At 43.2% G+C, this 24,999-nt stretch carries 25 protein-coding genes; 23 read left to right on the plus strand and 2 right to left on the minus strand.

Translation table 11 applies throughout. From position 1 onward, the window contains the following. Positions 1 to 195 precede the first annotated feature (195 nt). The 21 genes from EL341_RS02220 (at position 196) to EL341_RS02320 (ending at position 18,916) form a co-directional block, all read left to right on the plus strand. The gene (locus tag EL341_RS02220; RefSeq protein WP_074820454.1) at positions 196 to 786 is read left to right on the plus strand and encodes a winged helix-turn-helix domain-containing protein; all 591 of its coding nucleotides are present in this window, start codon (positions 196 to 198) and stop codon (positions 784 to 786) included. Between the two features lie 288 nt (positions 787 to 1,074). Next, entirely contained in the window at positions 1,075 to 1,311 is a 237-nt protein-coding gene (locus EL341_RS02225; protein WP_083399620.1) for a Flp family type IVb pilin, read from the plus strand. 138 nt (positions 1,312 to 1,449) lie between these two features. Then, the gene (locus EL341_RS02230) at positions 1,450 to 1,884 is read left to right on the plus strand and encodes an A24 family peptidase (protein ID WP_074820452.1); all 435 of its coding nucleotides are present in this window, start codon (positions 1,450 to 1,452) and stop codon (positions 1,882 to 1,884) included. Between the two features lie 70 nt (positions 1,885 to 1,954). Next, on the plus strand, positions 1,955 to 2,782 hold the full coding sequence (locus tag EL341_RS02235; protein ID WP_126466875.1) for a hypothetical protein: 828 nt from the start codon (positions 1,955 to 1,957) through the stop codon (positions 2,780 to 2,782). A 49-nt stretch (positions 2,783 to 2,831) separates the two neighbouring features. After that, positions 2,832 to 4,139 (plus strand): type II and III secretion system protein family protein, encoded by a 1,308-nt coding sequence (locus EL341_RS02240; RefSeq protein WP_083399619.1) that lies wholly within the window; start codon positions 2,832 to 2,834, stop codon positions 4,137 to 4,139. Further along, positions 4,136 to 4,639, plus strand: coding sequence for a hypothetical protein (locus EL341_RS02245; RefSeq protein WP_074820447.1), 504 nt, complete (start codon positions 4,136 to 4,138; stop codon positions 4,637 to 4,639). The genes EL341_RS02240 and EL341_RS02245 overlap by 4 nt, the downstream gene beginning before the upstream one ends. An 11-nt stretch (positions 4,640 to 4,650) precedes the next feature. Continuing rightward, positions 4,651 to 5,787 (plus strand): hypothetical protein, encoded by a 1,137-nt coding sequence (locus tag EL341_RS02250; protein ID WP_074820444.1) that lies wholly within the window; start codon positions 4,651 to 4,653, stop codon positions 5,785 to 5,787. Between the two features lie 11 nt (positions 5,788 to 5,798). After that, positions 5,799 to 7,082 (plus strand): CpaF family protein, encoded by a 1,284-nt coding sequence (locus EL341_RS02255; RefSeq protein ID WP_047779866.1) that lies wholly within the window; start codon positions 5,799 to 5,801, stop codon positions 7,080 to 7,082. Further along, positions 7,079 to 7,960 (plus strand): type II secretion system F family protein, encoded by an 882-nt coding sequence (locus tag EL341_RS02260; protein ID WP_074820442.1) that lies wholly within the window; start codon positions 7,079 to 7,081, stop codon positions 7,958 to 7,960. The genes EL341_RS02255 and EL341_RS02260 overlap by 4 nt, the downstream gene beginning before the upstream one ends. Further along, entirely contained in the window at positions 7,957 to 8,793 is an 837-nt protein-coding gene (locus EL341_RS02265) for a type II secretion system F family protein (protein ID WP_114986157.1), read from the plus strand. Before EL341_RS02260 ends, EL341_RS02265 begins: the two co-directional genes overlap by 4 nt. After that, positions 8,786 to 9,529 (plus strand): tetratricopeptide repeat protein, encoded by a 744-nt coding sequence (locus tag EL341_RS02270; RefSeq protein WP_047779869.1) that lies wholly within the window; start codon positions 8,786 to 8,788, stop codon positions 9,527 to 9,529. Before EL341_RS02265 ends, EL341_RS02270 begins: the two co-directional genes overlap by 8 nt. 3 nt (positions 9,530 to 9,532) lie before the next feature. Further along, positions 9,533 to 10,027 (plus strand): TadE/TadG family type IV pilus assembly protein, encoded by a 495-nt coding sequence (locus EL341_RS02275; protein WP_074820437.1) that lies wholly within the window; start codon positions 9,533 to 9,535, stop codon positions 10,025 to 10,027. Beyond that, on the plus strand, positions 9,990 to 10,580 hold the full coding sequence (gene tadF / locus EL341_RS02280) for a tight adherence pilus pseudopilin TadF (protein ID WP_232036580.1): 591 nt from the start codon (positions 9,990 to 9,992) through the stop codon (positions 10,578 to 10,580). Before EL341_RS02275 ends, tadF begins: the two co-directional genes overlap by 38 nt. A gap of 1 nt (position 10,581) precedes the next feature. Beyond that, the gene (locus EL341_RS02285) at positions 10,582 to 10,986 is read left to right on the plus strand and encodes a hypothetical protein (RefSeq protein WP_074820432.1); all 405 of its coding nucleotides are present in this window, start codon (positions 10,582 to 10,584) and stop codon (positions 10,984 to 10,986) included. A gap of 92 nt (positions 10,987 to 11,078) precedes the next feature. Then, complete coding sequence (locus EL341_RS02290; RefSeq protein ID WP_232036581.1) at positions 11,079 to 12,299, plus strand: TadE/TadG family type IV pilus assembly protein; 1,221 nt, start codon at positions 11,079 to 11,081, stop codon at positions 12,297 to 12,299. 578 nt (positions 12,300 to 12,877) lie between these two features. Next, the gene (locus tag EL341_RS02295) at positions 12,878 to 13,462 is read left to right on the plus strand and encodes a hypothetical protein (protein WP_074820428.1); all 585 of its coding nucleotides are present in this window, start codon (positions 12,878 to 12,880) and stop codon (positions 13,460 to 13,462) included. 67 nt (positions 13,463 to 13,529) lie between these two features. Beyond that, positions 13,530 to 14,036, plus strand: coding sequence for a hypothetical protein (locus EL341_RS02300; RefSeq protein ID WP_114986160.1), 507 nt, complete (start codon positions 13,530 to 13,532; stop codon positions 14,034 to 14,036). A 63-nt stretch (positions 14,037 to 14,099) separates the two neighbouring features. After that, positions 14,100 to 16,652 (plus strand): TcfC E-set like domain-containing protein, encoded by a 2,553-nt coding sequence (locus EL341_RS02305; protein ID WP_126466879.1) that lies wholly within the window; start codon positions 14,100 to 14,102, stop codon positions 16,650 to 16,652. Continuing rightward, entirely contained in the window at positions 16,639 to 17,337 is a 699-nt protein-coding gene (locus tag EL341_RS02310) for a hypothetical protein (protein WP_232036582.1), read from the plus strand. Before EL341_RS02305 ends, EL341_RS02310 begins: the two co-directional genes overlap by 14 nt. Before the next feature lie 4 nt (positions 17,338 to 17,341). Beyond that, entirely contained in the window at positions 17,342 to 18,355 is a 1,014-nt protein-coding gene (locus tag EL341_RS02315; RefSeq protein ID WP_074820423.1) for a hypothetical protein, read from the plus strand. A 33-nt stretch (positions 18,356 to 18,388) separates the two neighbouring features. Continuing rightward, on the plus strand, positions 18,389 to 18,916 hold the full coding sequence (locus EL341_RS02320; protein ID WP_074820421.1) for a hypothetical protein: 528 nt from the start codon (positions 18,389 to 18,391) through the stop codon (positions 18,914 to 18,916). Positions 18,917 to 18,979: 63 nt separating this feature from the next. On the opposite strand, the gene EL341_RS17540 is transcribed toward EL341_RS02320, so the two are convergent. Both EL341_RS17540 and uxuA read right to left on the minus strand, forming a co-directional pair. Further along, positions 18,980 to 19,135: a hypothetical protein gene (locus EL341_RS17540; protein WP_164720428.1), complete on the minus strand. Its 156-nt coding sequence runs from the start codon at positions 19,133 to 19,135 to the stop codon at positions 18,980 to 18,982. Between the two features lie 205 nt (positions 19,136 to 19,340). After that, a complete protein-coding gene (gene uxuA, locus EL341_RS02325) occupies positions 19,341 to 20,531 on the minus strand; it encodes a mannonate dehydratase (protein WP_126466881.1) in 1,191 nt (396 codons plus the stop codon). Positions 20,532 to 21,276: 745 nt separating this feature from the next. Here uxuA and EL341_RS02330 point away from each other — a divergent pair. After that, positions 21,277 to 22,587: an MFS transporter gene (locus EL341_RS02330; protein ID WP_074820417.1), complete on the plus strand. Its 1,311-nt coding sequence runs from the start codon at positions 21,277 to 21,279 to the stop codon at positions 22,585 to 22,587. An 11-nt stretch (positions 22,588 to 22,598) separates the two neighbouring features. Then, a complete protein-coding gene (locus tag EL341_RS02335; protein ID WP_126466883.1) occupies positions 22,599 to 24,998 on the plus strand; it encodes a glycoside hydrolase family 31 protein in 2,400 nt (799 codons plus the stop codon). Position 24,999: the final 1 nt, after the last annotated feature.

The raw sequence follows: 24,999 nt of genomic DNA on the forward strand, positions 1-24,999 counted from the left end.
TATCGTTAGGATTTTTACGCATCAAACTACACTTAATTAACCATCAAATATATTGGTGGCAAGGGTATTGATAGAAATTGAGAATTAAATAATTTGGTTCACTAGGCTTATTAAGTAATAAAGTGACCCCCTGTTAGATGTAGTGGTTATGAGTATGTATAGTTTAGGTTTTGAGACAAAGGGACATATCAACCTATGAGCACTAAATTTAAGTTGGAGAACGGAGTCGAATTTTCCCCTTCCGAACGATGTTTAATTGGACCAGATGGAACAGTTCTCGAACTCACTGAAAATAGCCTCAGATTCCTCATTTTGTTATTAAACGGTGTAACTGAAAAAGAGAAGCTGATTCATCAGGTTTGGAAAGAGCAAAGTGGCGCTATTAGTGAAAGTAGCTACTATGGTCAGCTATATACGCTAAGAAAGGCATTTTCTCAGGTTGGATTAAAAGAGACGCTAATACGTACTATTCCCAGAAAAGGGGCTCAATACGTTGGTAAGGTAACGAAGGTAGTGATGGAGAATCCTTCATCAGTTACTGAGGAAGTCTCCGTTAGTACGACTAGCCCTCAACAAACGACGGTCGATTCAGTTCAACCCAGAGTTGTGGACCAAAATTGGTGTGATAAAGAAAAAGCGGAAACGGTGAATGTTGCACCCAGAGGAATACTTGCTGAATCTCGTTTAAATAAGTTCGCTTCGCTGCTGGCGGTCGTTGCCGTTTGCTGGTTAAGCATATTGTCAGTATTGACCGTCTATATCTTATTAAATCATATTACTAACTAGTTAAGGTCTGACGAATTTCAAATATGAACTATTAAGGATATCTCAAGTTAATTAATGCTTATTGAGTGGAATAATAAAAAGCGAATGTGTTCTACTTAGCTCCGTTATCCACTGGTTACCGGGACATTTAATCGAATAGATAAATCTATCCTGACAATTAAATGTTAATACAAATCTGGGATGATAAGTTGGTAACTATAATTACCGCCTGGTAAAGGCGGGTTTATATCACTAAGTAAATTAAATTGACTCTTAATAATAAGAGATTCTCTCACAAAGGAATTAGATATGTTTAATATGATGACTAAAGGTTATGTTGCTGCTTCTCTGCGTATTGAAAGCTTTCTTAAGAATCAGCGCGGTATCACTGCAATCGAGTATGCATTGATCGGTGTGGCAATGGCTTCTCTGTTAGCTGTAGTTTTAGGCACTGGCGATGGTAGCGGTTTCCTGTATGAACTGAAGCAAACATTCCTGAAAATTAGCCAGTCTATTAAAGCTGTCACTGTTGGTAGCACTAAATAATACGACTTTAATAGCAATGGGGTAATTATTATATACCATTGCTATTAATTAAAACCTATATGAAGAATATAGGTTATTGGATTTCATTAAAGTGCTTAGATTTCTCTAAGCACTTTAACTATTATAAAAAGGGATGTGATGACACTTATAGTTAATGGCTTAACTGCGATTATTTTTATATTACTCATTTGGATATCTTATACGGATATTCGCACTAGGATTATTAGTAATAAAGCCGTTATTGCTATTTTTGTTATATCTCTTCTATTGGGGATTTTTTCCCATCAAAGTATTAATTTTCTTGCTGCCCTCAGTTTTTTATTGATTGGATTTATTTTATTCCATCTTAACGTGATGGGAGCTGGCGACGTAAAACTCATTTCTGTGCTTTCACTTTGTTTAACCGCCGAGCAAATTTGGCCATTTTTATGGCTAACTGCGGTGCTGGGTGGCTTTTTGGCATGTATAGGCCTTTTATTTTTTCGTAAATCCGTTCGTTCATCTGGCGTCCCTTATGGGCCCGCCATTGCCGGAGGGTTTTTTTTCGTTTTATTAACCCAACTGAATCAATAAGTCTCAATGGTTATTAATTCAGTGATAGTAAGTATCAGTAATCCTCAGAAATAAAAGGAGTTATTCATCAGTGAATCATAGAGTGATGTTTTTTATCTCATTAATCGTTATTGCTGTTGGTGTAATGGGAATGATTGTTCAAAGTGGGGGCGATTCACCTCAGGTTAGTGAAGAACCTACGGTGGAAGCAAAGCCATCTTCACAACGTACCATTATGTTAGCTAAGGCAAAAATTGAGTTGTCCAGCGGTTACATTCTCGGGGCCAACGATTATGAATTAAATGAGGTTACCGTAGAAGGGAACAGCGATCTTATTCGTCTTGATATCTCTGCACTTAATACCGGCACATTACGTGGATATTTAGTCAAAAGCCCGATTAAGGCTGGTAGCTATATTGAGTCCGGAATGCTCGAGGGGCCTGATAGCCCAGGTTATATCCTCGATAGCCTGGGGGAAAACGAGATGACCTATAACTTCCCTGTTCGTCTTGATAATAGCTATTTACTGGATTCTTTAGCGGTCGGTGATGACGTCGCGCTCTATCTGCGCATGCTGGAAGTGTCAAAAGACAGCCGGATGAAGTCGGAGGTTGGGCTGGAGTCTAGCTCGGGTGGAGCAGCAGGACAAAGCGATCAGTATGTTTTAAGTCGACTCATTTCCCCACTAACGGTGCTCAGCATACCACCGAAGGTGGAAATATCCCCGAGTTTACGTAGCGATGAAATTATTGGCTTTATCCAGCTAAGGGCTCGAACTCGGGATTTGGAATTTATCCATACGGTAGAAAAAGCAGGTGAATTACTTTTGTTGCCAGTTCATGGTGGCACAGAGGCTGGCAAGATCAGACTGGATTCATTACTACCTCAATTACGCACAATAAAACAAATCAGAGGATAGCTTCGTGTTTAGGGAAAAAATTAAAGCGCTCACGATATTTTCGACCTTAATGATGAGCGCACTATTTTCGTCATGGGTACAGGCTTATGAGGTGTATTTAGAGCCCGGTGAATCTCGGGTGGTACAGACTCAGGAAAATATCGATACCGTATTTATCTCTTCTGCTGATATTGCCGACTATGAATTGGTCAGCGATAACAGCTTGGTATTGTATGGTCGTAAAGAAGGGCGGGCTGATTTCACCGCATTTGATAAAAGCGGTCGGCAGATCATACAGATTGCTCTGGTGGTGAATAATCTGCTGGGTAACGTCGATAAAATGATTCGGACTGAATTTTCTGATAGTAATGTTTCTATTCAACGATCAGGAAGCAGCTATCTGCTAAGTGGCACGGTGCCGAATGAGGAAGCGCGCGACAGAATTTACCAAATTGTGGGTGAAGGGGTGGGCGCGGAAAAGATTGAAGTAAAGAAAAAAGTTAAGGAAACCAGTGATGGTGGTGGCGGCTCTGATGAACAAGCCCCTTCATTCCTCAGTGAAGTGACCTATAAAGGTGTGATTAATAAACTGAGATTGCCGATCACCAATCAGGTCAATGTGAAGCTGTCCATTGTGGAAGTGACGAAAGACTTTACCGATAACGTTGGCATTGACTGGAGTACCATCGGACAAAATGCCGGTACCTTCAATTTCATTAAGTTTGATGCTGATTCGCTAAGCAATCTGGTTCACGCCATCAAAAACGACTCTATTGCCAAAGTATTGGCTGAACCGAATCTCTCGGTGATGTCGGGTGAAACCGCCGACTTTTTGGTGGGCGGGGAAATACCCATTGTAACGACCTCACAAAACGGCACTAACGTTCAATACAAAGAGTTCGGTATCAAACTGAATATTGGCGCCAAAGTGGGCGATACCCGGCGTATTCGTCTGACGTTAGGGGAAGAAGTCAGTAGCCTGGACAATCTCTATAACACCGCAGCCGGCGACTCCTTCCCAGCCTTAAAAACGCGCAGAGCAAGAACTACCGTTGAATTAGGCGATGGTGAAAGTTTCTTACTGGGGGGATTGATCAATACCTCGGAAAAAGAGGCGTTAGCTCGCGTACCTTACGTTGGCGATGTTCCTATTCTCGGGGCATTTTTCCGTAATGCAAAAACAGAGCGTAACCGCACCGAGCTGGTCGTGGTTGCTACCGTCAATCTGGTTAAGCCAGTGTCTTCAAGGGATATTGTATTTCCTAATTTTGTTCAGACCAGCACCACCGAGCGATTTTTTAACTTCACGGGTTTTAGCGATAGTCGTAATAAAAAGAGAGCGGTTGAGTTTTTGAGTAAGGGAGGATTTATTAAATGAAGCTATTAGCTACGTTGGCCTTGTCTCTATTTACCGTTGTCTCTGTCGCTCAAGTTCAGGCGAAAGATCAGACTTATAACAGCCGATTTTACGCTTCGCCTGAAGTCGAAACCGAATCATTTGCATTGAACGGTAAGTCTGAGGTCGATAAAGAGATTTTGCTCGGCAAGCTGTTGCACCGAATCAGCTCAGATAGTAATAGCACGGTCAGTATTAACTGGTCCAAAAGCGATTTTAAACCGGTGGCAGAACAGATCCGTAAATCACTTATCAATAACGGTATTGCGCCTTATACCATCAAGATTCACCAGTCATTAGGTGGATTTGATACACAGGTGCAAGCCAACTTAACGGTGCGTATTGAATCGGTCCGTTTAAGAGCTCAACACTGTAATTACAATCGTCAGAACTATTACTACCGAAAGAATGACGATCTAGGATGCGCGCTGAATAACACCCTGCGCAGAAGTTTAGTGAACCCAATGGATTTTATGTTTTAAGGACGTATGTCATGTTGTTATTTTTACAGAAAGATGATGTCCGCAAGAGTAAGAGTCTGAGTGAAAAAAGCACGATGGTTATTTCATCGCGCTTGGGACTTCGTCAGGAAATCTGCCAGAAAATTCGCATGGGGGGCGTTTCTCAGGTTGAGGAGATCAACGCTAATTTTCTCACCAGTGACAAGATTGAACTGCCAGAGTTTCTAAACGGCGTCATTATTGATATTGAAAACTACAAAGATACGGCCAAAGCTGTATCGATTATTTATAGCAAAATCCCTCGGGATTGCTGGTGTGTGGTGGTTGGCGATATTGACTCTATCGCGGTAGCGCAAAAGTTTAGCGAGAGTGGCATTGCGTACTTTTATTCGACCTTCCAGCTGAATGATATGGTTGAGCAGATTGCCTCGGGTCTACCCAAAGTCGGTGGTCGTAAAGCGATTAATATCAGTGTATTAGGCTGTAAAGGTGGCATTGGCACGACATTACTGAGCTACCAGCTATCCCGTTCGATTACTCATGCTAAATCTTTACCGTTACTGCTGTTACAGGGCGATAACGGTTCACATGACATTGACCTACTGTTAGGTAAAAAGCTGAATCAAGACGTGGTCGCCTATAACGATAACCTGGATTTAAAGCGGGAAACATCCGTATTTTCCCCTGATTTTTCTCAGGAAGATTATGGCAACTACAACTTTATTGTTTTTGACCAGAATATTCATAACTGTGAAAAAGAGCAGTTAAATCAGTTAGCAGAAAATACCCAGTGCGCCATTTTGCTGATTGATTACAGCATGTCATCGGTACGCGTGGCACGTAAGTTTCTTGATGAGTATGAGCGAGTACAGCGCAGTAATGTACGTTCTTCCCGTCGCTTGTTTATCTGTCTGAATGAAAGTCGCCCGGCACTGGATGCCCGCCTTTCTTTAACGGATTTACAAACACTATTGGGCCACCCAATCACTATCAGTCTGCCATATGTGAAGAAAGCCGGTGAAAAATTGATGGCACCTGGCTTATGGAAAACTGGGCGTAAGCAGCCGTTAGATCAGCTAATGCGTTATGTATTGGGCGTGGAAGAAGCGAAAAACAATAAACAAAATGCGCCAATGCTTACCCAGCTACGTCATCTTTTTTCCAGATAGGAGGGAAATAAATGGAACTTGATATTGCACTCCAGGCTCTGATCCGCGAAGAGACCATGAAAAGCATTGAGGTGGATAAGATCGAGCACTTGGTGCTGGAACGCGACATGTTAATCAGTGAGCTGGATAAGAATGTCGAGAAAGTGATTGCCGATAAAAATCTGTATGTGAATGCTTATCAGCAACGGATTATGGTGGAAAACATTGCCGATGAAATACTCGGTTTTGGCCCGCTTCGTGAATTTATCGAAGATGATACGGTTAGCGATATTTTGGTGAACGGACCTGAAGCCATCTTTATTGAGCGTCGTGGCCTGTTGGAAAAAACCAATCGCCGTTTTATTGATAATACTCAACTGACGGATATTGCTAAACGCTTGGTATTACAGGTTGGACGACGTATCGATGAGGGACGTCCACTGGTGGATTCTCGCTTGCCAGACGGTAGCCGACTTAACGTGGTAATTCAACCTATCGCGTTAGAAGGGACATCCATCTCGATTCGTAAATTCAGTAAAAATAATAAAAGCCTGGCTGATTTAGTGGGATTCGGCGCGATGAGTAACGAGATGGCTAACTTTTTGATTATCGCTGCACGCTGTCGGGTCAACATTATTATTTCTGGCGGTACCGGTTCCGGTAAGACCACGCTGTTAAACGCCTTGTCGCAGTATATTTCAGAAAATGAGCGAATTTTGACGCTGGAGGATGCGGCGGAATTACGCTTAATGCAGCCCCATGTGGTGAGGCTCGAAACCCGATTGGCTGGGGTAGAAAATACCGGTCAAATTACCATGCGCGACTTAGTGATCAACTCACTGCGGATGCGTCCTGACCGCATTATTGTTGGGGAGTGTCGGGGTGAAGAGACGTTTGAAATGTTGCAGGCGATGAACACCGGCCACGACGGTTCGATGTCGACACTGCATGCCAACTCACCGCGTGATGCCGTTGCCCGTCTGGAAAGTATGGTGATGATGTCGGGTATGAGCATGCCGTTAACCGCAATTCGCCGCAATATTGCTTCCGCCGTTAACCTGATTGTACAGGTCTCGCGTTTAAATGATGGATCGCGAAAAATCATGAATATCACTGAAATCATGGGGATTGAAGGGGATAACGTGGTGTTACAGGATATTTTTACTTTTCATAATAAGCAGACCCGGTCGGAAGAGGGATTTGTTGAGGGAGAGTTTAAAAATCATGGTTTATTAATGCGCTCTGCCATCATGACGAATGCCTATATGTTCAACCTCGGCAGTGAGCTGAAGCAGATGTTTGGTATGACCTCATGATCGCTAATCTACTCTTTATTCTGCTCGGAGTCGTCTTACTGGTGGTCAATGTGCGTCTGTGGAAAAAGCAGAACAAAACGTTTGATACGGTGAAATCCGTTCGGGAAACCCAAAATATTATCAGCCAGAAGCTGACATCATTCTGGCGCGAGTGGATGCAGTATTTCCGGGGTTATAACAACGAGAAGATGGTGCTTAATGCTTCAGTGATGTTTGTGACTTTTGGCATGATGTTGTTTGTTAACATTTACTGGACTCATTTTAACTGGGGCTTAATTATTGCACTCACCATTCTCATACTTATCTGGGGAATGATGCATTTTGGGCGTGCTACTAATAAAAAACTCTTTGATAACAGTTTTCCCGAAGTGCTTTCGGTAGTGAATGCGGCGGTTTCTTCTGGCAGCAGTATTCATCATGCGCTGGAACGCTGTGGCCAGGATGTGGCTGGCCCGCTGGGTGCTGAATTTCACCTGATCAGTCGACGACTGAATCTGGGAGAGGATGCTGAAGTCGTGTTCGATGATGCTTACCAGCGTTTTAAATACAAAGAGTTCTACTTCTTTATTATTGTCATGCTGGTTAGCGTTCAGCGGGGTGGGCAACTGCGGGTGCTCATGAATCGTTTATCGCGGGTGGTGGCGAGTACCAAGGCGATGGAGCGTAAAAAGTTGGCGATGACCTCTGAAGCGCGGATGTCAGCCAAAATTGTGGCGGCTATTCCACTGCTGTTCTTTATCGGGATGAAATTTCTTAATCCAGAGAACTTTGATTTCATTATTAATGATAGTACCGGGCAACTGATTCTTTACTACGTACTGGCGAGTGAAGGAATAGGACTGTCGGTTATTTGGTTTCTGGTGAAGAGGGCGACATGACGATTATCTTTTATCTGGTACTCGTGTTACTCGGCGGCGCTTTCCTGTTTATCTTAATACGCGAACGCCAATATGTGCAGCGTATTAAAAAGACAATTGATGGGGAGGATATTGAATTACAGGTGATACGTACACCGACACGTGAATATGAAAGTTTGATTGAGAGTAACAACAAGATTATCGGCTTTTTTTCTGAACTGGATAAAAAGGTCAATTATAAGCTAGCCATTATTATTGGTGTCGCGTTGTTACTCTTTTTGCTGTCAGAACTCAATATTCTATCGCTGGATTTAAATACCGGTGCGTTGATTATCACACTGATATTGGTGGCGGTTATCGTCCTACCGGACATGATCCGCAAGCTGCTGATCAAATCCAAGACCAAAATTATGATGGACGATATGCCTTATTTTATCGATCTGGTCGCGGTTTGTGTTCAGGCAGGAATGACGGTTGAAAGCGCGCTGAAATATGTCGCCGAACACTTTGGCAATATTAACCCAGACTTGGCCAAAACGCTGGATCGGGTAGTTCGTCGTGCTGAGGTGAAAGGGTTAGAGAGTGCATTGAAAGAACTCTATTACACGCTACCGACGCTAGAAATAAAGATGTTTTGTACCGCATTACAGCAGAGCGTGTTTTTTGGTACTTCGGTATATGAACAATTGATGGATCTCTCTAAAGATATCAGAGATCTGCAACTGCTTTCCACGGAAGAAAAAGTCGGCAATTTGTCAGCCAAGATGAGCGTTCCACTGATTCTGTTGGTGATGTTTCCGATCGTTGTATTAATTGCTGCTCCAGGATTATTAAGGATTTTATCGAATGTCTAAATTAACTTCTCTTTCGTTTACTTTGGCAATAGTTTTGCTGCTTGGTGGCTGTGGCAGTATGCAGCGCTTAGATGAAACATCTTTAGGCTACAAAGAAGATATTTTACTGAGTGCCAAAAACTATAACGGATTAATCGATCTGTACCGCAGCTGGCTGAAACAAAAAGATGATCCCAAAATTCGCTATAAGCTGGCTAATTATTATTATCTGGTTGGCGACAGTAAATCATCAATGTATTACCTGCAGCCGCTAATGGAAAAGCCGGATGATGCGATTTATCTGCTACAAACCAAAAATCTGATTGCTTTAAAAGAGTATGACAAGGCCATCAGAGTGACGGATATGCTGTTGCAACGCAATCCGCAAAGTGCCGATGCATACAATTTGAAAGGTGTCGCTTATGCAGAAAGCGGACGTTTAACCGATGCGAAAACGGCGATTGAGCGTTCAAGAGAACTGTTTATTGCCGATGATGTGGCGATTAACAATCTGGCGATGATTTCTATTATTGATAACCGCTATGACGATTCCGTCCGGCTACTACTGCCACAGTATTTACGCGGTCGCAAAGGCGATCAGCTATTACATAACCTGGTGTTTTCATTGGTGAAAGTTGGGGATGTTCGTTATGCCCGTGACATCATTGAAGCAGAAAAACTCTCTGATAATCCTGACAATATTATTGAAGCGTTAAACCGGGTAGATAACGTTACGGCAAATACAGGGAAAGGTTAAAGGATGATTTTATCGCAAATAACCCGGTTCTGGCGTCACCGGGAGGGGGTAGCAAGCATTGAGTTTGCTATGGCATTTTTTGGCTTCTTCGTCATGATTTTATTTGTCGCTGAGATAGCCCGACTGTCTTATATGTCAGCGGTAGTCGATCTGGCGGTTAGCGAAGCGGCCAAAGAGGCTAAAAATGCCAAGCAGGCTGATTCTTCAGCTTATCAGGCGCGTTTTCAAACGCGACTGGTGAGCGAAGGGGGGCGTTTATGGCGCTTCTTAAGTAAGGAGGACGCCATCAAGATTCAGGTGAATTTTGCTAATAGTATCTCCGACTTACTGAGCAACAACTACAGCGCATCGGCAAAAAATAGTCCGTTAGCCCGTTACCAGCTTCAGTATGACTACCATCCGATGTTTTTCCCGTTTCCGGGAGTATGGGCTGATACATTATTAAATAGGGAGGTGATCTTTGTTCAGGAATATGAACGCTCAGCCTTTGTTAACTAATGACCGCGGGTCTGTCGCCGTTGAGTTTGGTCTGATTTCACTGGTGCTGATTTTCTTTGTGGTTTTTCTGGTGGATTTAGTGCTCCAGCAAGCACTGGTCGGTAAGTTGGATCGCGTGACCTATTCAATGGCGGGAACGTTAAGGGAAAGAACCCAACTGTATAAATCTGATGAATATTTGAATCAGGGACAGGTGGAACAAATTGCTGCACTCTCCCGTAAGGTATTGAAAGATATGCATAGCGGGGCTGATCTGTCTCAATTATCCATGACGGTAGAAGAGCTGCATTTTAAAGAACCAAAGCTGGTGGGGGGAGGTAATGCAAAAGAAGTCACGCGCTATCAAAGCTATCAGGTTGGTGGACAAGTCTGTCAGCCTTATACCACGTTAAATAACATGCAGGAGCTTTCCCCCAGAGGCAGCTATGGGCGCTGGGTGCCGATGTATCAGGTCACTCTGTGTCTGCCCTCGAACAGTTGGTTCAGTAAACTGACGGGCGATGGAGATGGCAAGTCACAGCAGAAATCTTTTGCCGTTGTCGTTGTGAGATAACGTGAAATATCTGATAGACAGCTGGGTGAGTGAAATTATTGCTATCAGTATGATTGCTATGGCTGGCCCGGTGGCTTATGCCCAGTCGTCATCCGACATGAATGCGGTATTGTTTGTTGATTCAGCACTGATACAGCAGCAAACATTAATTACCGAGATTAATGAAGCGCTTTATTACAGTCCGACGTTACAGTCGCAGCTTCATGTACAGGTGATTGATATTAATCCGGATGGTCATGTATTTAATGGCGCGTTGGATTACAGCTATGACAAAAGCGGAGAGTGGGTGGCGAAATACCGACCGGGAAAATTGCCCTATTTGATCTGCCTGCGTGGAGATAAAACCACTTTCAGACAAGAGTTATATCAAGCTAGCGAGATAAGAGAATGTGTAACAAAAGGATAAGTCACAAACATGAGGAACGCTCTGCATCGCGCAAATCGCTGATCGGTGAACTAAGGCGTTTTTCTGATAGTCATAGAGGCGCAATTGCCGTTATGTTCGTCCTGCTGGGCGGTTTTTTATTAGGGATGGTGGCATTTGGTTTTGAAGGTTCGCGCTTTGTGATGGAAAGAGCTCGACTTTCTGATGCGATGGAGCAGGCTGCGCTGGCTTTATCTGCCGAAGATAACGGTAATCTTACCGCAGAGGCCCGAAGCCGTAATCAATATTTAGCGACTCAGTATTTTAAACGCTATATGCGTAATGAAAAAAGCGTATCTTCGCCGAATATTTCGGTATCAGGCGTCATTAATGTGCCTGGTAGTAACGGTAATGTGCAGTATGTGGAATATCGGGTTGATGCAGTAACTACGCACGATTCTTGGTTTTCATCGACCTATTTTCCCAGCTTTAATAAAGTGGTTGAAGTCGGTGATAACGGTGCCTCGCGTAAATATCGTTCAAATATTGATGTGGTATTTGCCACCGATTTTTCTGGCTCCATGACCGATCAGATGCCCGGTAGTGGTGGTAACAGCAAAATTACTGAGTTAAAACGCATTGTGCTTAAGTTATCTGATGAACTGTATAATTATAATGTGAATAACAAGGTAGGATTCGTGCCTTTTAACTGGGGCACCAGTCGTGATGGTCGTTGTAAGATTGCCTTGTCGACGAATCCACGCCTTAACATAATCGATGAGTATGATCTAAGACGTCTGGATGGTCGAGAGGGCGCAGTTGTTGATTATGCAGCGACAGTTAACGCTATTCCCAACGATCCAATCAATGGTATTGATGTTCCGTTATCTAGCGTTCATCCACGTTCTAATTGGGCGTGTTTGTTGACCAGCGTATCTCATGAAGTTGAGTTAACATCCAGTAAGTCGCAATTATCAGCGATTAACTCAATGACGGCCGGTGGCGGGACTTTTGTTAGCTCCGGTATTCTGCGAGCAGCTCAGGTATTGAGTAAAAGTACCGCAGCCAAGCGTGTGCTGGTGATTGTCTCCGATGGAGAAGATGACCCTAATGTTAAGTTAACGACAAACCTGATCAATGCCGGGATGTGTGAAAAGATTAAACAGGTGATGGCTACCCGATATTCCGTTGGTAAAATTGCTTTTGTTGGCGTGGGTTACAAACCGAGCACCGATTGGACGAAGTGCGTAGGCGTCAGTAATTTCTACGTTTCTCAGAATATTGCTCAGTTGGAGGAAGACTTACGCCGTGCAGTGTTTGAGGAAGTGGGGCACAATACTCTTAAGAGATTTTGATAACGGATAAGATATTTAATATCTTATTTTAATCCTTAGCGTTATTAGTAAATCTAAATTAAACCTAATAATACAGCTGGCTGCTAACGTGGCTAGCTGTATTATCCTGGTTGATATTATCGCTGACAGTGTGGCTCATCCCTACTATCTATGCGATATCATTGTTTATTATTCCTGCCAACGATGACCGCGTTCATTTTTCTTGATTATCGAATCTATTGAAATAAAAGACTGAGATGAATTAAGGAAAATTGATTACCGGGAATATGTAAAAGTTACTATTATATTCGTGAAGCAGGAATAGTATTGAAAAGGATTTTAATCTCTCCATTTTATTCAATTCTATCAATCTGTATTTAATTCACCATTATTCGATTATTTAACTTTTACATTATTGCAGTAGCTCGGTATTTTTCCCTGATAACGGGGCGAAATAGTCCGTTCTAAATATAAGATATCTATCCCTTAATTTTAATGTCTCACTCTATTTTCAGGGTGTGGCATTAAAGCAAAGTGAAATATCTTTGGTTTGAATGGAATCGTTAGTATCAATCTATTTATTATGGGTATAAATTAATATGAAAATTAAACATTTAGCACTTGTGGTCGCAGGACTGGCTTTTTCTAGCGCGGCGTTGGCAACAAAACCAGCTAACTATGATATGCGCTTCAATATTTCTGCAGAAGTGCCGGATAGTGTTCTGATTACTGACCCTGAGGGTAATCCAATTACTGAACTGGATATCCGTTTAACTCCGGCTGGTTCAAGTCATGCTGGTAGCACTCAGAGCATGTCTGCTGATACTCAGAGCATCCAATCCCTGCGTTTATGGAGCAACAAAATTACCGATACTAAAGTTAAGTTAACTTTAGACGATAATGACGTTGCAACGGGTTCTGCATTTGCTTTAACCAGCAATGCCGGTGGTCAATTAAACAAAATGAATTTCAAAGTATCAGCGCTTGAAACAGGTGCAGCGAAATATGATTTTGTTAACTCCGGTGATAATAAAGACTATACCCTGACTACCGTTGGTGCTGGGGATACTGGTCATGCTGAAAAAGAAATCGCTTTTGTTTTCGAATCAACTAAGGCTTATACCGAATATCCTGCTGGTGGTTATAGCGGTGTTGTTTACGCTAACGTAACCGTAACACCATAATATAATATATTTTATATTATGATCATTTAGAGAACAGGTTGGCGTAAGCCAACCTGATATAAATGGCATGAAAATAATTAAATACTCTCTAATTATGTTATTGGGCATTCATTTTTCTGTATTGGCCGGTAGAGGTACCAGTATTGAAATGTCCGTTGATGCCGAGATGTTGGCAAAAATTGTTATCTATTACAAAGGGGTTGACGTGACATCAGGAGAGTTGAACTTTCCGCTATCCGTTGATTCTGACACGCGAAAATTTGCCAACACCTCCGATAATTTTTATTTGGTGGGTAATGTTACTCAGGCAAAAATTATTATGGAAGATAGCCCATTTGAATTGGTTTCAGCCAATGCGGGTGGGGCGATTATGCCGCTAAATGGTTATTTCACGATGAACTCTGTACAAACCAATGCTGAAACTGAACGTATTGTACCGGTATTACGTCGATTGAATGATGGCAATAATAATAATGGGCTAAAAGTCACTTTTGAATCGAAAGATTTAGCGAGTAATTATGGTGCAGGTGTTTATTCCGGTAAATTTACGCTGATATTGACCCCTATATTATAAGTATAAAAACATGCCGGGTTCTGGCTTTGTCCGAGCCATAAAATATAATGACATGGATAATAAATGAATAGGAAGTTTAATTTAAATCGGTTAGTTAATACTATTTTCGTTATATTCCCTATGGCAACATGGGCAACGGAAAGTACCGCACCTATTTCATTGCCTGAAGGATTTGATGAAGTTTTTAATTCTGAGTTAACCGGTATTCTCGATCTTATCGTTGCTGATATTAACGTGGGTACTTATGCGGTTAGCTACAATATGGGCACCGTTAGTATTCAGGATCCTGCCACCGCCGCGAGTCGTATCTTATCCGGTGCCGTGCCAAATTTATCCGTCACACTTAACCAACTGACCAATGCGCTATCCAAACCGATTCCGCGAGTCAGTAAGTTGGGCTTTCCACAAGCGTCGGTGACGGCTTATATCAATGAAAATGATGCGCGGGTTGTGCTGGTGCTACCTAATAATTATCTTTCAGTACAAGCCAGTGGTAATAAGGAAAACCAGTTTATCGATTATCAACATGGTTTAGGTTTTGTTCATAGCCAAAACCTAAACTATTTTGATGATAGTTACGGGTCTAATTTTAACCTGATGTCGACCGATACGTTGAGTTTAACCGGTAACAGTTATCTTAATGGTTCCTGGAGTATTTCCCAAGGATCTAACGTTATTTTCGATGAGGCGGCGCTTTATCTGGAAGATGAGCTAACCCGCTATAAAGTTGGTCGTCAGAATATCACTAACAACCTGACTAGCAGTACGCCTTCCATGTCATACAGCTTTATGAATCCGGTTAACTTCGATGGTGTTTCACTGGGTTATTTATCGGATTATTATCGCGATCGTAATGATGGTGCCGCTTCACCGGTGACGCTGTATATGCCGACTGGCGGTACTGTAGAGATCTATCGTCGGGGTAAGCTGATTGATATGCAGCAGATGCCCGGTGGATTACAAACCCTGAATACCGATCGTTGGCCGACGGGCGGTTATGACATCACTATTGTGTCAAAGCTGACCAATGGCAGTGAAGAACGAAAGACTCAGCCTTTCTATAAGCGCAACGGTAACTTTAAGTCAGGTCGGCTGGAGTATTTATTACAGTTAGGTCGTTACGATGGACTGATGAATGACATTATTAATCAGTGTGGCGACTGTCTGAATGAGCAGACCAACAACCAAGTTAAAAATAATAATTTTGGTAGTGCTGCCGTTTCTTACACCACAGCAAACGCGATTTCTCTGGGTAGTGGTGTTATCCGTGATGATGAGCTGACTTATGGTAACGCTAGTCTGGATGTGCCAATAAACTCGATGTTTATTGAGCGTATTTATAGTGATGGCATCTACGGTAATGCTGGCTCTTATGCTTATAGCGTTGCTGGGTCTAAAAGTTTTGATAACACCAGTTTTAACGTTACCTATCGTAAGAGCGTATTTAATGGTGATATTCCTGAATATGGTCGGTTTGGCATTATTCCAGCTTATGACAATGAATATCTACAATTGGGTATGCGTACCTATTTACCATGGAGGCTCGGTTTTGGTGTCGATTATAGTCGCAGTACTAGCTATAGCAACGGTGGGCGTGAAAACAAGGGTAAGCAAAATACCGTTGATGTACTGTTGAACCGCGATTTTCAACTGTCTAATGACATCAGTTTACGAGTTGATGCCGGTTATCACACCGGGAAAGATGCTTATAACGATGAGGACAGTGAACGCGATCATCAGCTCTATACCCAGTTTACTTTAGGCTTTACCGACAGTCGCTATAACCATTATCAGTCGTTATATCTGAAAGCGCGGAATTCTGACCGTAGCGGTGATGATGGCACTTATAGCGCCGACTATAACCTGACAGTAAATAACCCGGAATTTGATCGCGGTGGCCGATACAACATGTATTTGACCGCATCAGATGAAGTCGGCGTTAACAAAAATGCCGGTGGTAACCTGACGGTGAATAACCGTTTTGGTTATACCTCGATAGGAACCAATAAATCTTTTAATGACAGTGGCTATCGTCAATCCTTTGTCTCTCAACGTAGTGGTTTTGCTATCGGTGATGGCGGCATTGCTTATGGTTCAGTGACCAACCAAAGCGCGCTGGTGGTTGATGCCACCACGCTACCGGAAGACCAATATTTCGAAGTACGCAATAGCAACAGCAGCTCAGTGATTGTTCCTGGCGGTAAAGTGACAACCATTAGCATCCAACCTTATACCCAGATCGATACTAAAGCTGAGCAGGTTTATACCGGTAATGAAAATAGCTTTTATAACGTCACGGCAAAGAATACCTCTACGCATATTATGCCTGGGCAGTCTTATAAAGTGACCTTGAATGCGATGAAAAACCAAACGGTAACTGGACGGATTTATTACGCGGGTAAGCCACTGATTAATGCACGGATTGTAGGTAGTAACGGAATTTCTGACGAAGCAGGCTTCTTTATTGGTGACTTTATTATGGATGCCAATGACACGTTAGAGCAGTTGAAGATTCGTAAAGGGGAAGAGCAGTTCGTTTGTCAGATTGATCAGAGCAAAACTAAAAATTTGCAGGGTGTAATTCAACTTAATGGAGTCGAGTGTGAGCAGATTTAATTTTAAGCAGTTTTTTATGGTTATTGGTATGGGGATCGTGGGTATGACTTCTTTTACCCTGCCTGCGATAGAGGTTATTCCCATTATTAAACAGATAAAAATGGATACGCCGAGAGATAACTATATCACCATTAAATCTTCATTCCCGGCTTCTGAAGGTAAAGAACAATATGAATTTGTTTCTCTGGATTTGTTTCACGTAACGAATCCGGGTGAAGCCAAAGAGAATTTCGAAAAAGAATTAAGTAAGCCAAGCCCAACGCTGCTGTTTTCGCCGACCAAAGTTGTGATTCCTTACGGCGCCAGCAAAAAGATCCGCATTATGGCGCTGAAACCGGTAGAGAAAGAGCAGATTTATCGTCTGCGCGTTCGCCCTACCTATCCTGAAGATGCTATCGATCCGGGCAAGGTGCGTTTTGCTATTGGATATGACGTATTAGTGCGCTATTTACCCAATGGTTCTTTGACTCAAGAGCTAAAAGTGAGCTGTAGCGGTGGTAACTATCAGTTGGAGGCGATGGGGAATAGTCGGGTTGAAATGCGTAAGGTGATGGCCGACGGCAATAAAGTCGAAGATACCAACGTCTATCCAAACCAGATGAGAAAGATTAAAGCCAAGCGTGAGCTGACATTCGAGGTTGAAAATAAACCCTATCAGTATGTTGCCTGCGCTTTAAAGGAGTAAGCCAATGAATGATGAAGCAAGTTACCGCCTGCATAATGTGATACTTGCGTTGCTGTGTGGCGTTTTGGGGCTGACGTCCTATGGACTACGAGCTTCCGCAGTACAGGGAAGTGGTGATGTGATCATTAATATCGAAAAGAATGTGCCGGGTCGCTATAGCACCACCGTTACCCGTAATAGCGGTGCGGGATCTTTAGGGGCATCCTATGTGACCACCAATTTGTCAGATAAAGAGAAACTGGTGGGGTTAGTTCAAGGGGCGGGACAGGGCGTTTGCTCTGGGCGTTATTTGACCGGAACCGGCGAACTACAGGGTATTAGCATCCCTATTGCGATGTTTAGCCAGCGGCCTTATCGATATGAAAAAAATTATCTATGCGGTAGTCCGGTTAATTTTGCCTCATCTAACGGTGATAATGTGGTCGGTTTTGTTCTTGGTGCCACCATTGACGGTGATTCGACCCAGATTAAGTTGGCGGAGAATATCGATCTGAGTAAGTACGCGGGCCAGCGCATTTTACTGGGTAATGTACGCCTGACCGGGGATAACCGCGAGATTCAGTCAAACAATGTTTACCTCTCTTTTGCTCGTACATTGCGTAGCGATCCAGCGGTGATTGAAGCGTCTTTTATTAAGCTGGATGCCGCCAGATTCAGCGAAGTGGCGATTAATGAAGATACCACTAAAACAGCAATGTTGAACGTCAGACGCATCTCTGATGCGCCAGCTACGTTGCTGCCGTTTACCATAACGTTTGAATCGAAGAAAGGGGCGCCAAACTCAGAGTTCCGTATGTACTCCCACGAGGAACCGGGCAAGTTTATTCCTTATACCGTGAGATTTAATAAACGCGCTATTGGTTATGGCGAGCTGCTTAATTATTCATTGGGCAGCACCAACGGTGCATCAGAGCTGTTTGAAATTAATTTTGTTATTCAAGGAAAAGATCTGGTGGGTTTAAAAGGAGGAACGCATTTCTCCGATACCTTTACCGCAGTGGTCACTCCGGGACTTTAAGCAAATAGTGAAAGCCAGTAACAGGAAGAGATAATGAACAATAAAAAGGTATTGATCGGGCTGATGCTATCGTTGTTTGCTGCCCAACAGTCATATGCTGCAGCCGTACCCGTAAGGACTTCGATAGAAGTCACCGCAGAGATAGCCAGCAGTATTCAGGTCATCTACGATCGTAATTTGGATGTCACTGAAGGTAACGTTCAGGTGAAGCTGGAGGATACTGGCGGTTATATGATGGGGATGACGAAGTCTTTCCATTTTATTGGTAATGCCAGTAAGGTTCGGCTCAGACTGGTTGCCCCAACTGGTGGGGGATTAGCGAAAGTTGGCGATCCTGATAATTTTGTTATGGGAATCGGAACACTCTGGTATACAAGCCCAACACAGTCGGGCGGTGATACGGGATTTGACCGTGACGCAACGGTATATCCGACGTTATCCGATATACCTTCCGATACCAGCGGAACTTATATCCGCTTTAGGTCATTCCAGCAAACGGTAAACTATCCGTTGGGAAGCTATAGCGGTACTTATACGCTGGTCGTTACACCGACTACTTGATATTAAAGCGTGTATCAGTCCCTCGCCGGCGCTACTTTCCTCGCTCGTTTTTTGGGACAGTATTTAGTTCACTTTAGGTTTAACTGCTTGATTACTCTTGTCCGCTGCGGTTTCTTTTAACGACGGCATCGCAGCTGATTTATCGGTCAGTACGGTTAGGGTAGGCAAGGAAAGGTTGGTTAATCCCGCAATATTGGCGCGAAAGTAAGATAGGTTCATGGCATCCCCTGATAGTCACTGTATTGGCAACGTATAGATTAACTATAGGGGGAATTGCGCGATATCATGCATTTTCATTGTCAATTTGGGATATATCTCTAACTAACGGCGTTATTTATCATATTATTTAGCTGAGATATAAAAAGGGCGGCTTAATAAGTATTACCCCTTATTAAGCCGCCCTTTTTACCAATAAATTAACAACTTATTTCATATCGGCGAAGAAGGTGCGTTTTAGGGCTAATTCTACGCCGCGAACCTCAGCAAGACCTTTTAAGCGACCAATGGCGGAGTAACCTGGATTGGTTTTCTTCTTCAGGTCATCCAGCATTTGATGTCCGTGGTCAGGGCGCATTGGGATCTTACGCATATCACCGGCTTTTTGACGGCGAGACTCTTCGGTCAGAATCGCTTTCACCACCGAATACATATCCACATCACCCTCTAAGTGGGCACCCTCATGGAAGGTTTTTGGATTGTCTTCCCGGCAGGTAGAGCGCAAGTGAGTGAAGTGGATACGATCGCCGAAGGTTTCGATCATTCGCACCAAATCATTATCTGCCCGTACTCCGTAAGAGCCGGTACACATAGTGAAACCGTTATGAATACTGTCAACGGTCTCCTTTAACCACTGCATATCTTCAATGGTTGAGACAATACGCGGCAGGCCGAGAATTGGGCGCGGTGGATCGTCAGGGTGAACCGCCAGACGCAGGCCGCAAGCTTCCGCTACCGGAACAACCTGCTGTAGGAAGTAAGCCATATGCTCACGCAGCTTGGCTTTATCAATGCCGTCATAGGTGGCCAGATGTTTGCGGAACTGCTCCAGGGTATAGCCTTCTTCGGCACCCGGCAGGCCAGCGATAATATTACCAACCAGCTTATCAATATCTGCCTGACTCATGGCGTCATAATAGGCTTTAGCCTGAGCGACTTCTTCTGGTGTGTAGTCTGCTTCGGCACCTGGGCGTTTTAGCATATGCAGTTCAAATGCGGCGAAGGCGATTTGGTCAAAGCGCAGTGCTTTGGAGCCATCCGGTAATTCATATTCCAGATCGGTACGGGTCCAGTCTAATACCGGCATAAAGTTATAGCATACGGTATCAATTCCGCAGGTAGCCAGATTACGAATAGACTGCTGATAGTTGGCAATATGCTGCTTATAATTCCCGGTTTGCGTTTTAATCTCTTCATGAACGGGAATACTTTCCACCACGGACCACACCAGACCTTTGGCCTCAATCACCTTTTTGCGTTTTTCAATCTCGTCAACTGACCAAACTTCACCGTTAGGAATATGATGCAATGCCGTGACGATACCAGTGGCTCCAGCCTGACGGATATCATCTAAAGATACCGGGTCATTCGGACCATACCAACGCCATGTTTGTTCCATAATATTGATCCTTATGCTGTCTACTTTATTTCGATTTAAGAAAACCCTGCGTATTCACTTATGCGTTATTGATAACGAACGACTTTAAATACGGGCGCAAGCTGCTTTATCTGTTAATCAGATTCCGACCGTTTATTCCGCAAGGAATCAAGGGATGAAATCCAATACATCACTATCAAAATTAGGGGGATCAATCTCAGGCAGAGTCATCCTGTTTGTTTTACATGTTTTCAATGCTGCCACATAAAAGGGTATTGGTCGTGTAACCACGACTTGCTCAATACTGATTGAGCATAACCAATCCTGATTTACTGCCTGATCTTTATCCGACAGTTTTATTGTATGTAGTAATAAACTTCTCGTCAATAATTGGTTTACCAATTTAAGGTTGGCAGTTTTGCGTTTTTTTTACTCACTCATGACAAGTATATTTTGTTTTTAATATCATGGTGTTGATGTTTTTATTATCATTTTTTATATCAGGAAAATATCAGTGCTACAGCATTTTTTTCATTGTTTTATTAACAGGTTAACCAAAATTTAATTTAAGTTAATTAAAATAGTTAATTATTTCAAATGATTATATTTAATTAACTGGTTTTGTTTGACCTATTTCATAATAATTACTTTTACCGTGATTGATATCTCAATTTTTAATGTTTAAAAATGGTAATTTGCAGTTAACTGGTAGACCAATTATTTAAGTGGTTAATATTACCGCTTACAAAAATAAGGAGCTTCTTCGATGAGCAATGATGTAGTAAAAGCGGTGTCATCATCAGCAAGGAAGTTTAAAAATTTACGTTGGTACATTTTAATACTATTTCTTATTGGCGTTACGGTTAACTATATTACCCGCAATTCACTCGGTATTTTGGCTTCGGAGCTGATTTCCGATCTGAAAATGACGACAGAACAATATTCGTATGTCGTTGCCTCATTTCAATTAGCCTATACCATATTTCAGCCGTTATGTGGTTGGTTTATCGATGTTATTGGGCTGAAAATAGGTTTTGCTATCTGCGCGGTGATTTGGTCGGTTGCCTGTATGCTCCATGCCGGGGCAGGAAACTGGATTCAGTTAGCAATTTTACGTTTTATTATGGGGGGCTCAGAAGCAGGAGCAACGCCAGCAAACGCGAAAGTGATCGCTGAATGGTTCCCTAAAAAGGAACGTCCGGTTGCTGCTGGCTGGGCCGGTGTTGGCTTCTCCATTGGTGCAATGTTAGCCCCACCGATTATTGTTATCTTCCACGTTGCTCTGGGCTGGAAAGGCGCGTTTATCGTTTCAGGTGCGTTAGCCTTAGTGTGGGTTTTGCTGTGGTGGAAGTTCTATCACAACCCGGATAAGCATCCTAACTTATCGGTAGAAGAGCATCAGTATATTGAGCAAGACCAGGAACCCGTTCAGGAAAAACTCTCGTTTTTTAAATCGATTAAAATATTAAGTAAAGAGCGGAAGTTCTACGGTATCTGTATTCCGGCCTTTCTTGCAGAACCCGCATGGGCGGTATTTAGCTTTTGGGTACCGCTTTATTTAGCCAGAGAAATGGGGATGGAGCTAAAGCAAATTGCTCTGTTTGCCTGGTTACCCTTTTTGGCAGCGGACTTAGGCAGTATTGCCAGCGGCTATTTAACCAAACTGTATATTAAATTCTTTGGCTTCACGCGTATTAACTCGGTTATTGCCAGTTCCGTTACCGGTGCATTTTTAATGCTCTCGTTAGCTTTGATTGCGGTTACCAAAGATCCGTATGTGGTTATCCTGTTAATTTCAATCGGCGGTTTTGGTCATCAGGTTATTTCCTGCATGTTAAGCGCCTTAGTTGTGGACTGTTTTGATAAAGGTCAGGTTGCGACGATGAACGGCTTGCGTGGCTCATCAGCTTGGATCGCGAGCTTCTTGTTCTCACTGATTATCGGTGCGTTTTCTGAAACAATTGGCTTTAATCCATTGTTTGTCGCCATGGGCTTTTTCGACTTAATTGGCGCTATTTTCTTAATTACTTTAGTTGGTGAAAGAAGAAAGAAAGCATCAGCATTAAATAATCAATAGAGATAATTGAAATGAAAACGTTAAAAAACTGGGTCCTTAAAGAACACGCGGATAACTGCATTCAACTGACGGTCAACCAGCAACATGTCTTTTGTCTCTATGTATTAGAACAGGATATGTTTCGCGTTCTGATTAAACGCAATAATGCATTAGCGTTGGATCGCACTTGGTGTATTGCTCCTGAAGGTGATGTGCCTTGGCAGGGCAGAGATCGTTTAAGCACTGAAGGTTTCTCTTTACCTGATTACCAACTGATAACAGACGATGACCAATTAATTATTGCAACCAAAAAGCTGCGGGTCACGATTAGCCAACCGCTGACTTTAAAATGGGAATACAAAAATGGTGATGGCGAGTGGGCACTATTAGTAGAAGATCGCCCAACCGGTGCCTATTTACTGGATACGAAAGGTGAAGGTATTGCTCATTATCAGCGCCGCTACAAAGATGAACAATATTATGGTTTAGGCGAAAAAGCGGGTGATTTGAATCGCGCAGGCCGCCGCTTTGAAATGCGTAATTTAGATGCCATGGGCTATGATGCCTCTTCCACCGATCCTTTATATAAACATATTCCATTTACCATAACGCGCCGTAACGGCGCTAGCTTCGGCCTGTTCTACGATAACTTAAGCTGTTGTTGGTTGGATTTGGGTAATGAGCTCGATAACTATCATTTACCCTATCGTCGCTATGAGGCTGAGTCTGGCGATCTGGATTACTATTTCTTTGTTGGACCGAAAACGTTGGATGTCACCAAATCCTTTGTGCGTTTGACAGGGAAAACTCTATTTGGTCCTAAATGGAGCTTGGGCTATAGCGGCTCAACTATGCACTATACCGATGCGCCTAATGCTCAGGAGCAGTTACTGGAGTTTATTAAGCTGTGCCAACAGCATGATATTCCCTGCGACTCATTCCAGCTCTCTTCGGGTTACACCTCCATTGGTAATAAGCGTTACGTCTTTAACTGGAACTACGACAAGGTTCCTCAGCCCAAAGTGATGTCTAAAGCCTTCCACGATGCAGGATTAAAACTGGCAGCAAACATAAAACCGTGTTTATTACAGGATCATCCAAAGTATCAAGAAGTGGCAGCGGCTGGCCTGTTTGTGCGTGATTCAGAGCAAGATGTGCCAGAACGTTCCGTTTTCTGGGATGACGAAGGGTCGCATCTTGATTTTACCAATCCGGCCACGGTTCGTTGGTGGCAGGATAATGTAACGTCTCAATTGTTGGAGATGGGCATCGGTTCAACCTGGAATGATAATAACGAATATGAAATCTGGGATCGCGAAGCGCGCTGCCACGGTTTTGGCAAAGAGATTGCGATTAAACATATTCGTCCCGTGATGCCACTGTTAATGATGCGTGCTTCCCTTGAAGCCCAACAAAAGTTTGCCCCTGAATCGCGTCCTTATCTGATTTCTCGTTCTGGCTGTGCCGGTATGCAGCGCTATGTCCAAACCTGGAGTGGCGATAACCGCACCAATTGGACAACGCTGCGCTATAACACCCGGATGGGATTGGGTATGAGTTTGTCTGGCCTGTATAACGTCGGCCACGATGTGGGTGGTTTTTCTGGCGATAAGCCTGATGCGGAACTGTTTGTTCGCTGGGTTCAGAATGGTGTGATGCACCCGCGTTTCACTATTCACTCATGGAATGACGACCAGACGGTGAATGAGCCTTGGATGTACCCGAGTATTACGCCGATTATTCGTGAATCAATGCGCCTGCGTTACCGTTTACTCCCTTATTTTTATCATCAATTGTGGTTGGCCCATCAAGAAGATGAGCCGATGCTGCGCCCAATGTTCTTGGATCATGAGCATGATGAGAAAACGTTTGCAGAATCAGATGACTTCCTGATTGGTAAAGATCTATTGGTGGCCAGCGTGGTTGAGCAGGGACAGCGTGAAAGAGAAGTTTATCTGCCGGACAATCAAAATGGCTGGTATTGCTTCTACAGCGGTCAGTGGTATAGCGGTGGGCAGACGATTACCGTACCGGCACCATTAGAGCGTTTACCGCTGTTGGTTCGTGCCGGCAGTATGATTCCCATGTCAGAACGTATTGGTTACGTTGATGCGGCTAAAGATGAGAGCCGTGAGCTCTGTTTTTATCCGCAACAGGGTAAAGGTCAAGCGCAGGGTTACCTGTTTGATGATGATGGGGAAAGCTTCGGTTATCAAAAAAATAATGCAATCTGGCTGGATTGGATAATGACCTCAGACAATCAGCGTATCGATCTAACGCTAAGTACACGTGGTGATTATCAACCTGCCTGGCAGCGGATAAAAATATCTTTGCCAGCGACTGAAAGCCGTCCGCTGTTTGTTAACGGCCAATCCGTTGGTGAAATAAGCTTGGCCGAACTTAATGACAATGAGATGAATAAAAGAGGTTAGC

The sequence above is a fragment of the Pragia fontium genome (assembly GCF_900638655.1).
Classification (GTDB): Bacteria; Pseudomonadota; Gammaproteobacteria; order Enterobacterales; family Enterobacteriaceae; genus Pragia; species Pragia fontium.

Bases quoted from the DNA above. Each gene is read 5' to 3' on its own strand.
- EL341_RS02220 (WP_074820454.1), top strand. From the start codon at position 196: ATGAGCACTAAATTTAAGTTGGAGAACGGAGTCGAATTTTCCCCTTCC.
- EL341_RS02225 (WP_083399620.1), top strand. From the start codon at position 1,075: ATGTTTAATATGATGACTAAAGGTTATGTTGCTGCTTCTCTGCGTATT.
- EL341_RS02230 (WP_074820452.1), top strand. From the start codon at position 1,450: ATGACACTTATAGTTAATGGCTTAACTGCGATTATTTTTATATTACTC.
- EL341_RS02240 (WP_083399619.1), top strand. From the start codon at position 2,832: ATGATGAGCGCACTATTTTCGTCATGGGTACAGGCTTATGAGGTGTAT.
- EL341_RS02245 (WP_074820447.1), top strand. From the start codon at position 4,136: ATGAAGCTATTAGCTACGTTGGCCTTGTCTCTATTTACCGTTGTCTCT.
- EL341_RS02250 (WP_074820444.1), top strand. From the start codon at position 4,651: ATGTTGTTATTTTTACAGAAAGATGATGTCCGCAAGAGTAAGAGTCTG.
- EL341_RS02255 (WP_047779866.1), top strand. From the start codon at position 5,799: ATGGAACTTGATATTGCACTCCAGGCTCTGATCCGCGAAGAGACCATG.
- EL341_RS02260 (WP_074820442.1), top strand. From the start codon at position 7,079: ATGATCGCTAATCTACTCTTTATTCTGCTCGGAGTCGTCTTACTGGTG.
- EL341_RS02265 (WP_114986157.1), top strand. From the start codon at position 7,957: ATGACGATTATCTTTTATCTGGTACTCGTGTTACTCGGCGGCGCTTTC.
- EL341_RS02270 (WP_047779869.1), top strand. From the start codon at position 8,786: ATGTCTAAATTAACTTCTCTTTCGTTTACTTTGGCAATAGTTTTGCTG.
- EL341_RS02275 (WP_074820437.1), top strand. From the start codon at position 9,533: ATGATTTTATCGCAAATAACCCGGTTCTGGCGTCACCGGGAGGGGGTA.
- EL341_RS02290 (WP_232036581.1), top strand. From the start codon at position 11,079: ATGTTCGTCCTGCTGGGCGGTTTTTTATTAGGGATGGTGGCATTTGGT.
- EL341_RS02295 (WP_074820428.1), top strand. From the start codon at position 12,878: ATGAAAATTAAACATTTAGCACTTGTGGTCGCAGGACTGGCTTTTTCT.
- EL341_RS02300 (WP_114986160.1), top strand. From the start codon at position 13,530: ATGAAAATAATTAAATACTCTCTAATTATGTTATTGGGCATTCATTTT.
- EL341_RS02305 (WP_126466879.1), top strand. From the start codon at position 14,100: ATGAATAGGAAGTTTAATTTAAATCGGTTAGTTAATACTATTTTCGTT.
- EL341_RS02315 (WP_074820423.1), top strand. From the start codon at position 17,342: ATGAATGATGAAGCAAGTTACCGCCTGCATAATGTGATACTTGCGTTG.
- EL341_RS02320 (WP_074820421.1), top strand. From the start codon at position 18,389: ATGAACAATAAAAAGGTATTGATCGGGCTGATGCTATCGTTGTTTGCT.
- EL341_RS17540 (WP_164720428.1), bottom strand. From the start codon at position 19,135: ATGAACCTATCTTACTTTCGCGCCAATATTGCGGGATTAACCAACCTT.
- uxuA (WP_126466881.1), bottom strand. From the start codon at position 20,531: ATGGAACAAACATGGCGTTGGTATGGTCCGAATGACCCGGTATCTTTA.
- EL341_RS02330 (WP_074820417.1), top strand. From the start codon at position 21,277: ATGAGCAATGATGTAGTAAAAGCGGTGTCATCATCAGCAAGGAAGTTT.
- EL341_RS02335 (WP_126466883.1), top strand. From the start codon at position 22,599: ATGAAAACGTTAAAAAACTGGGTCCTTAAAGAACACGCGGATAACTGC.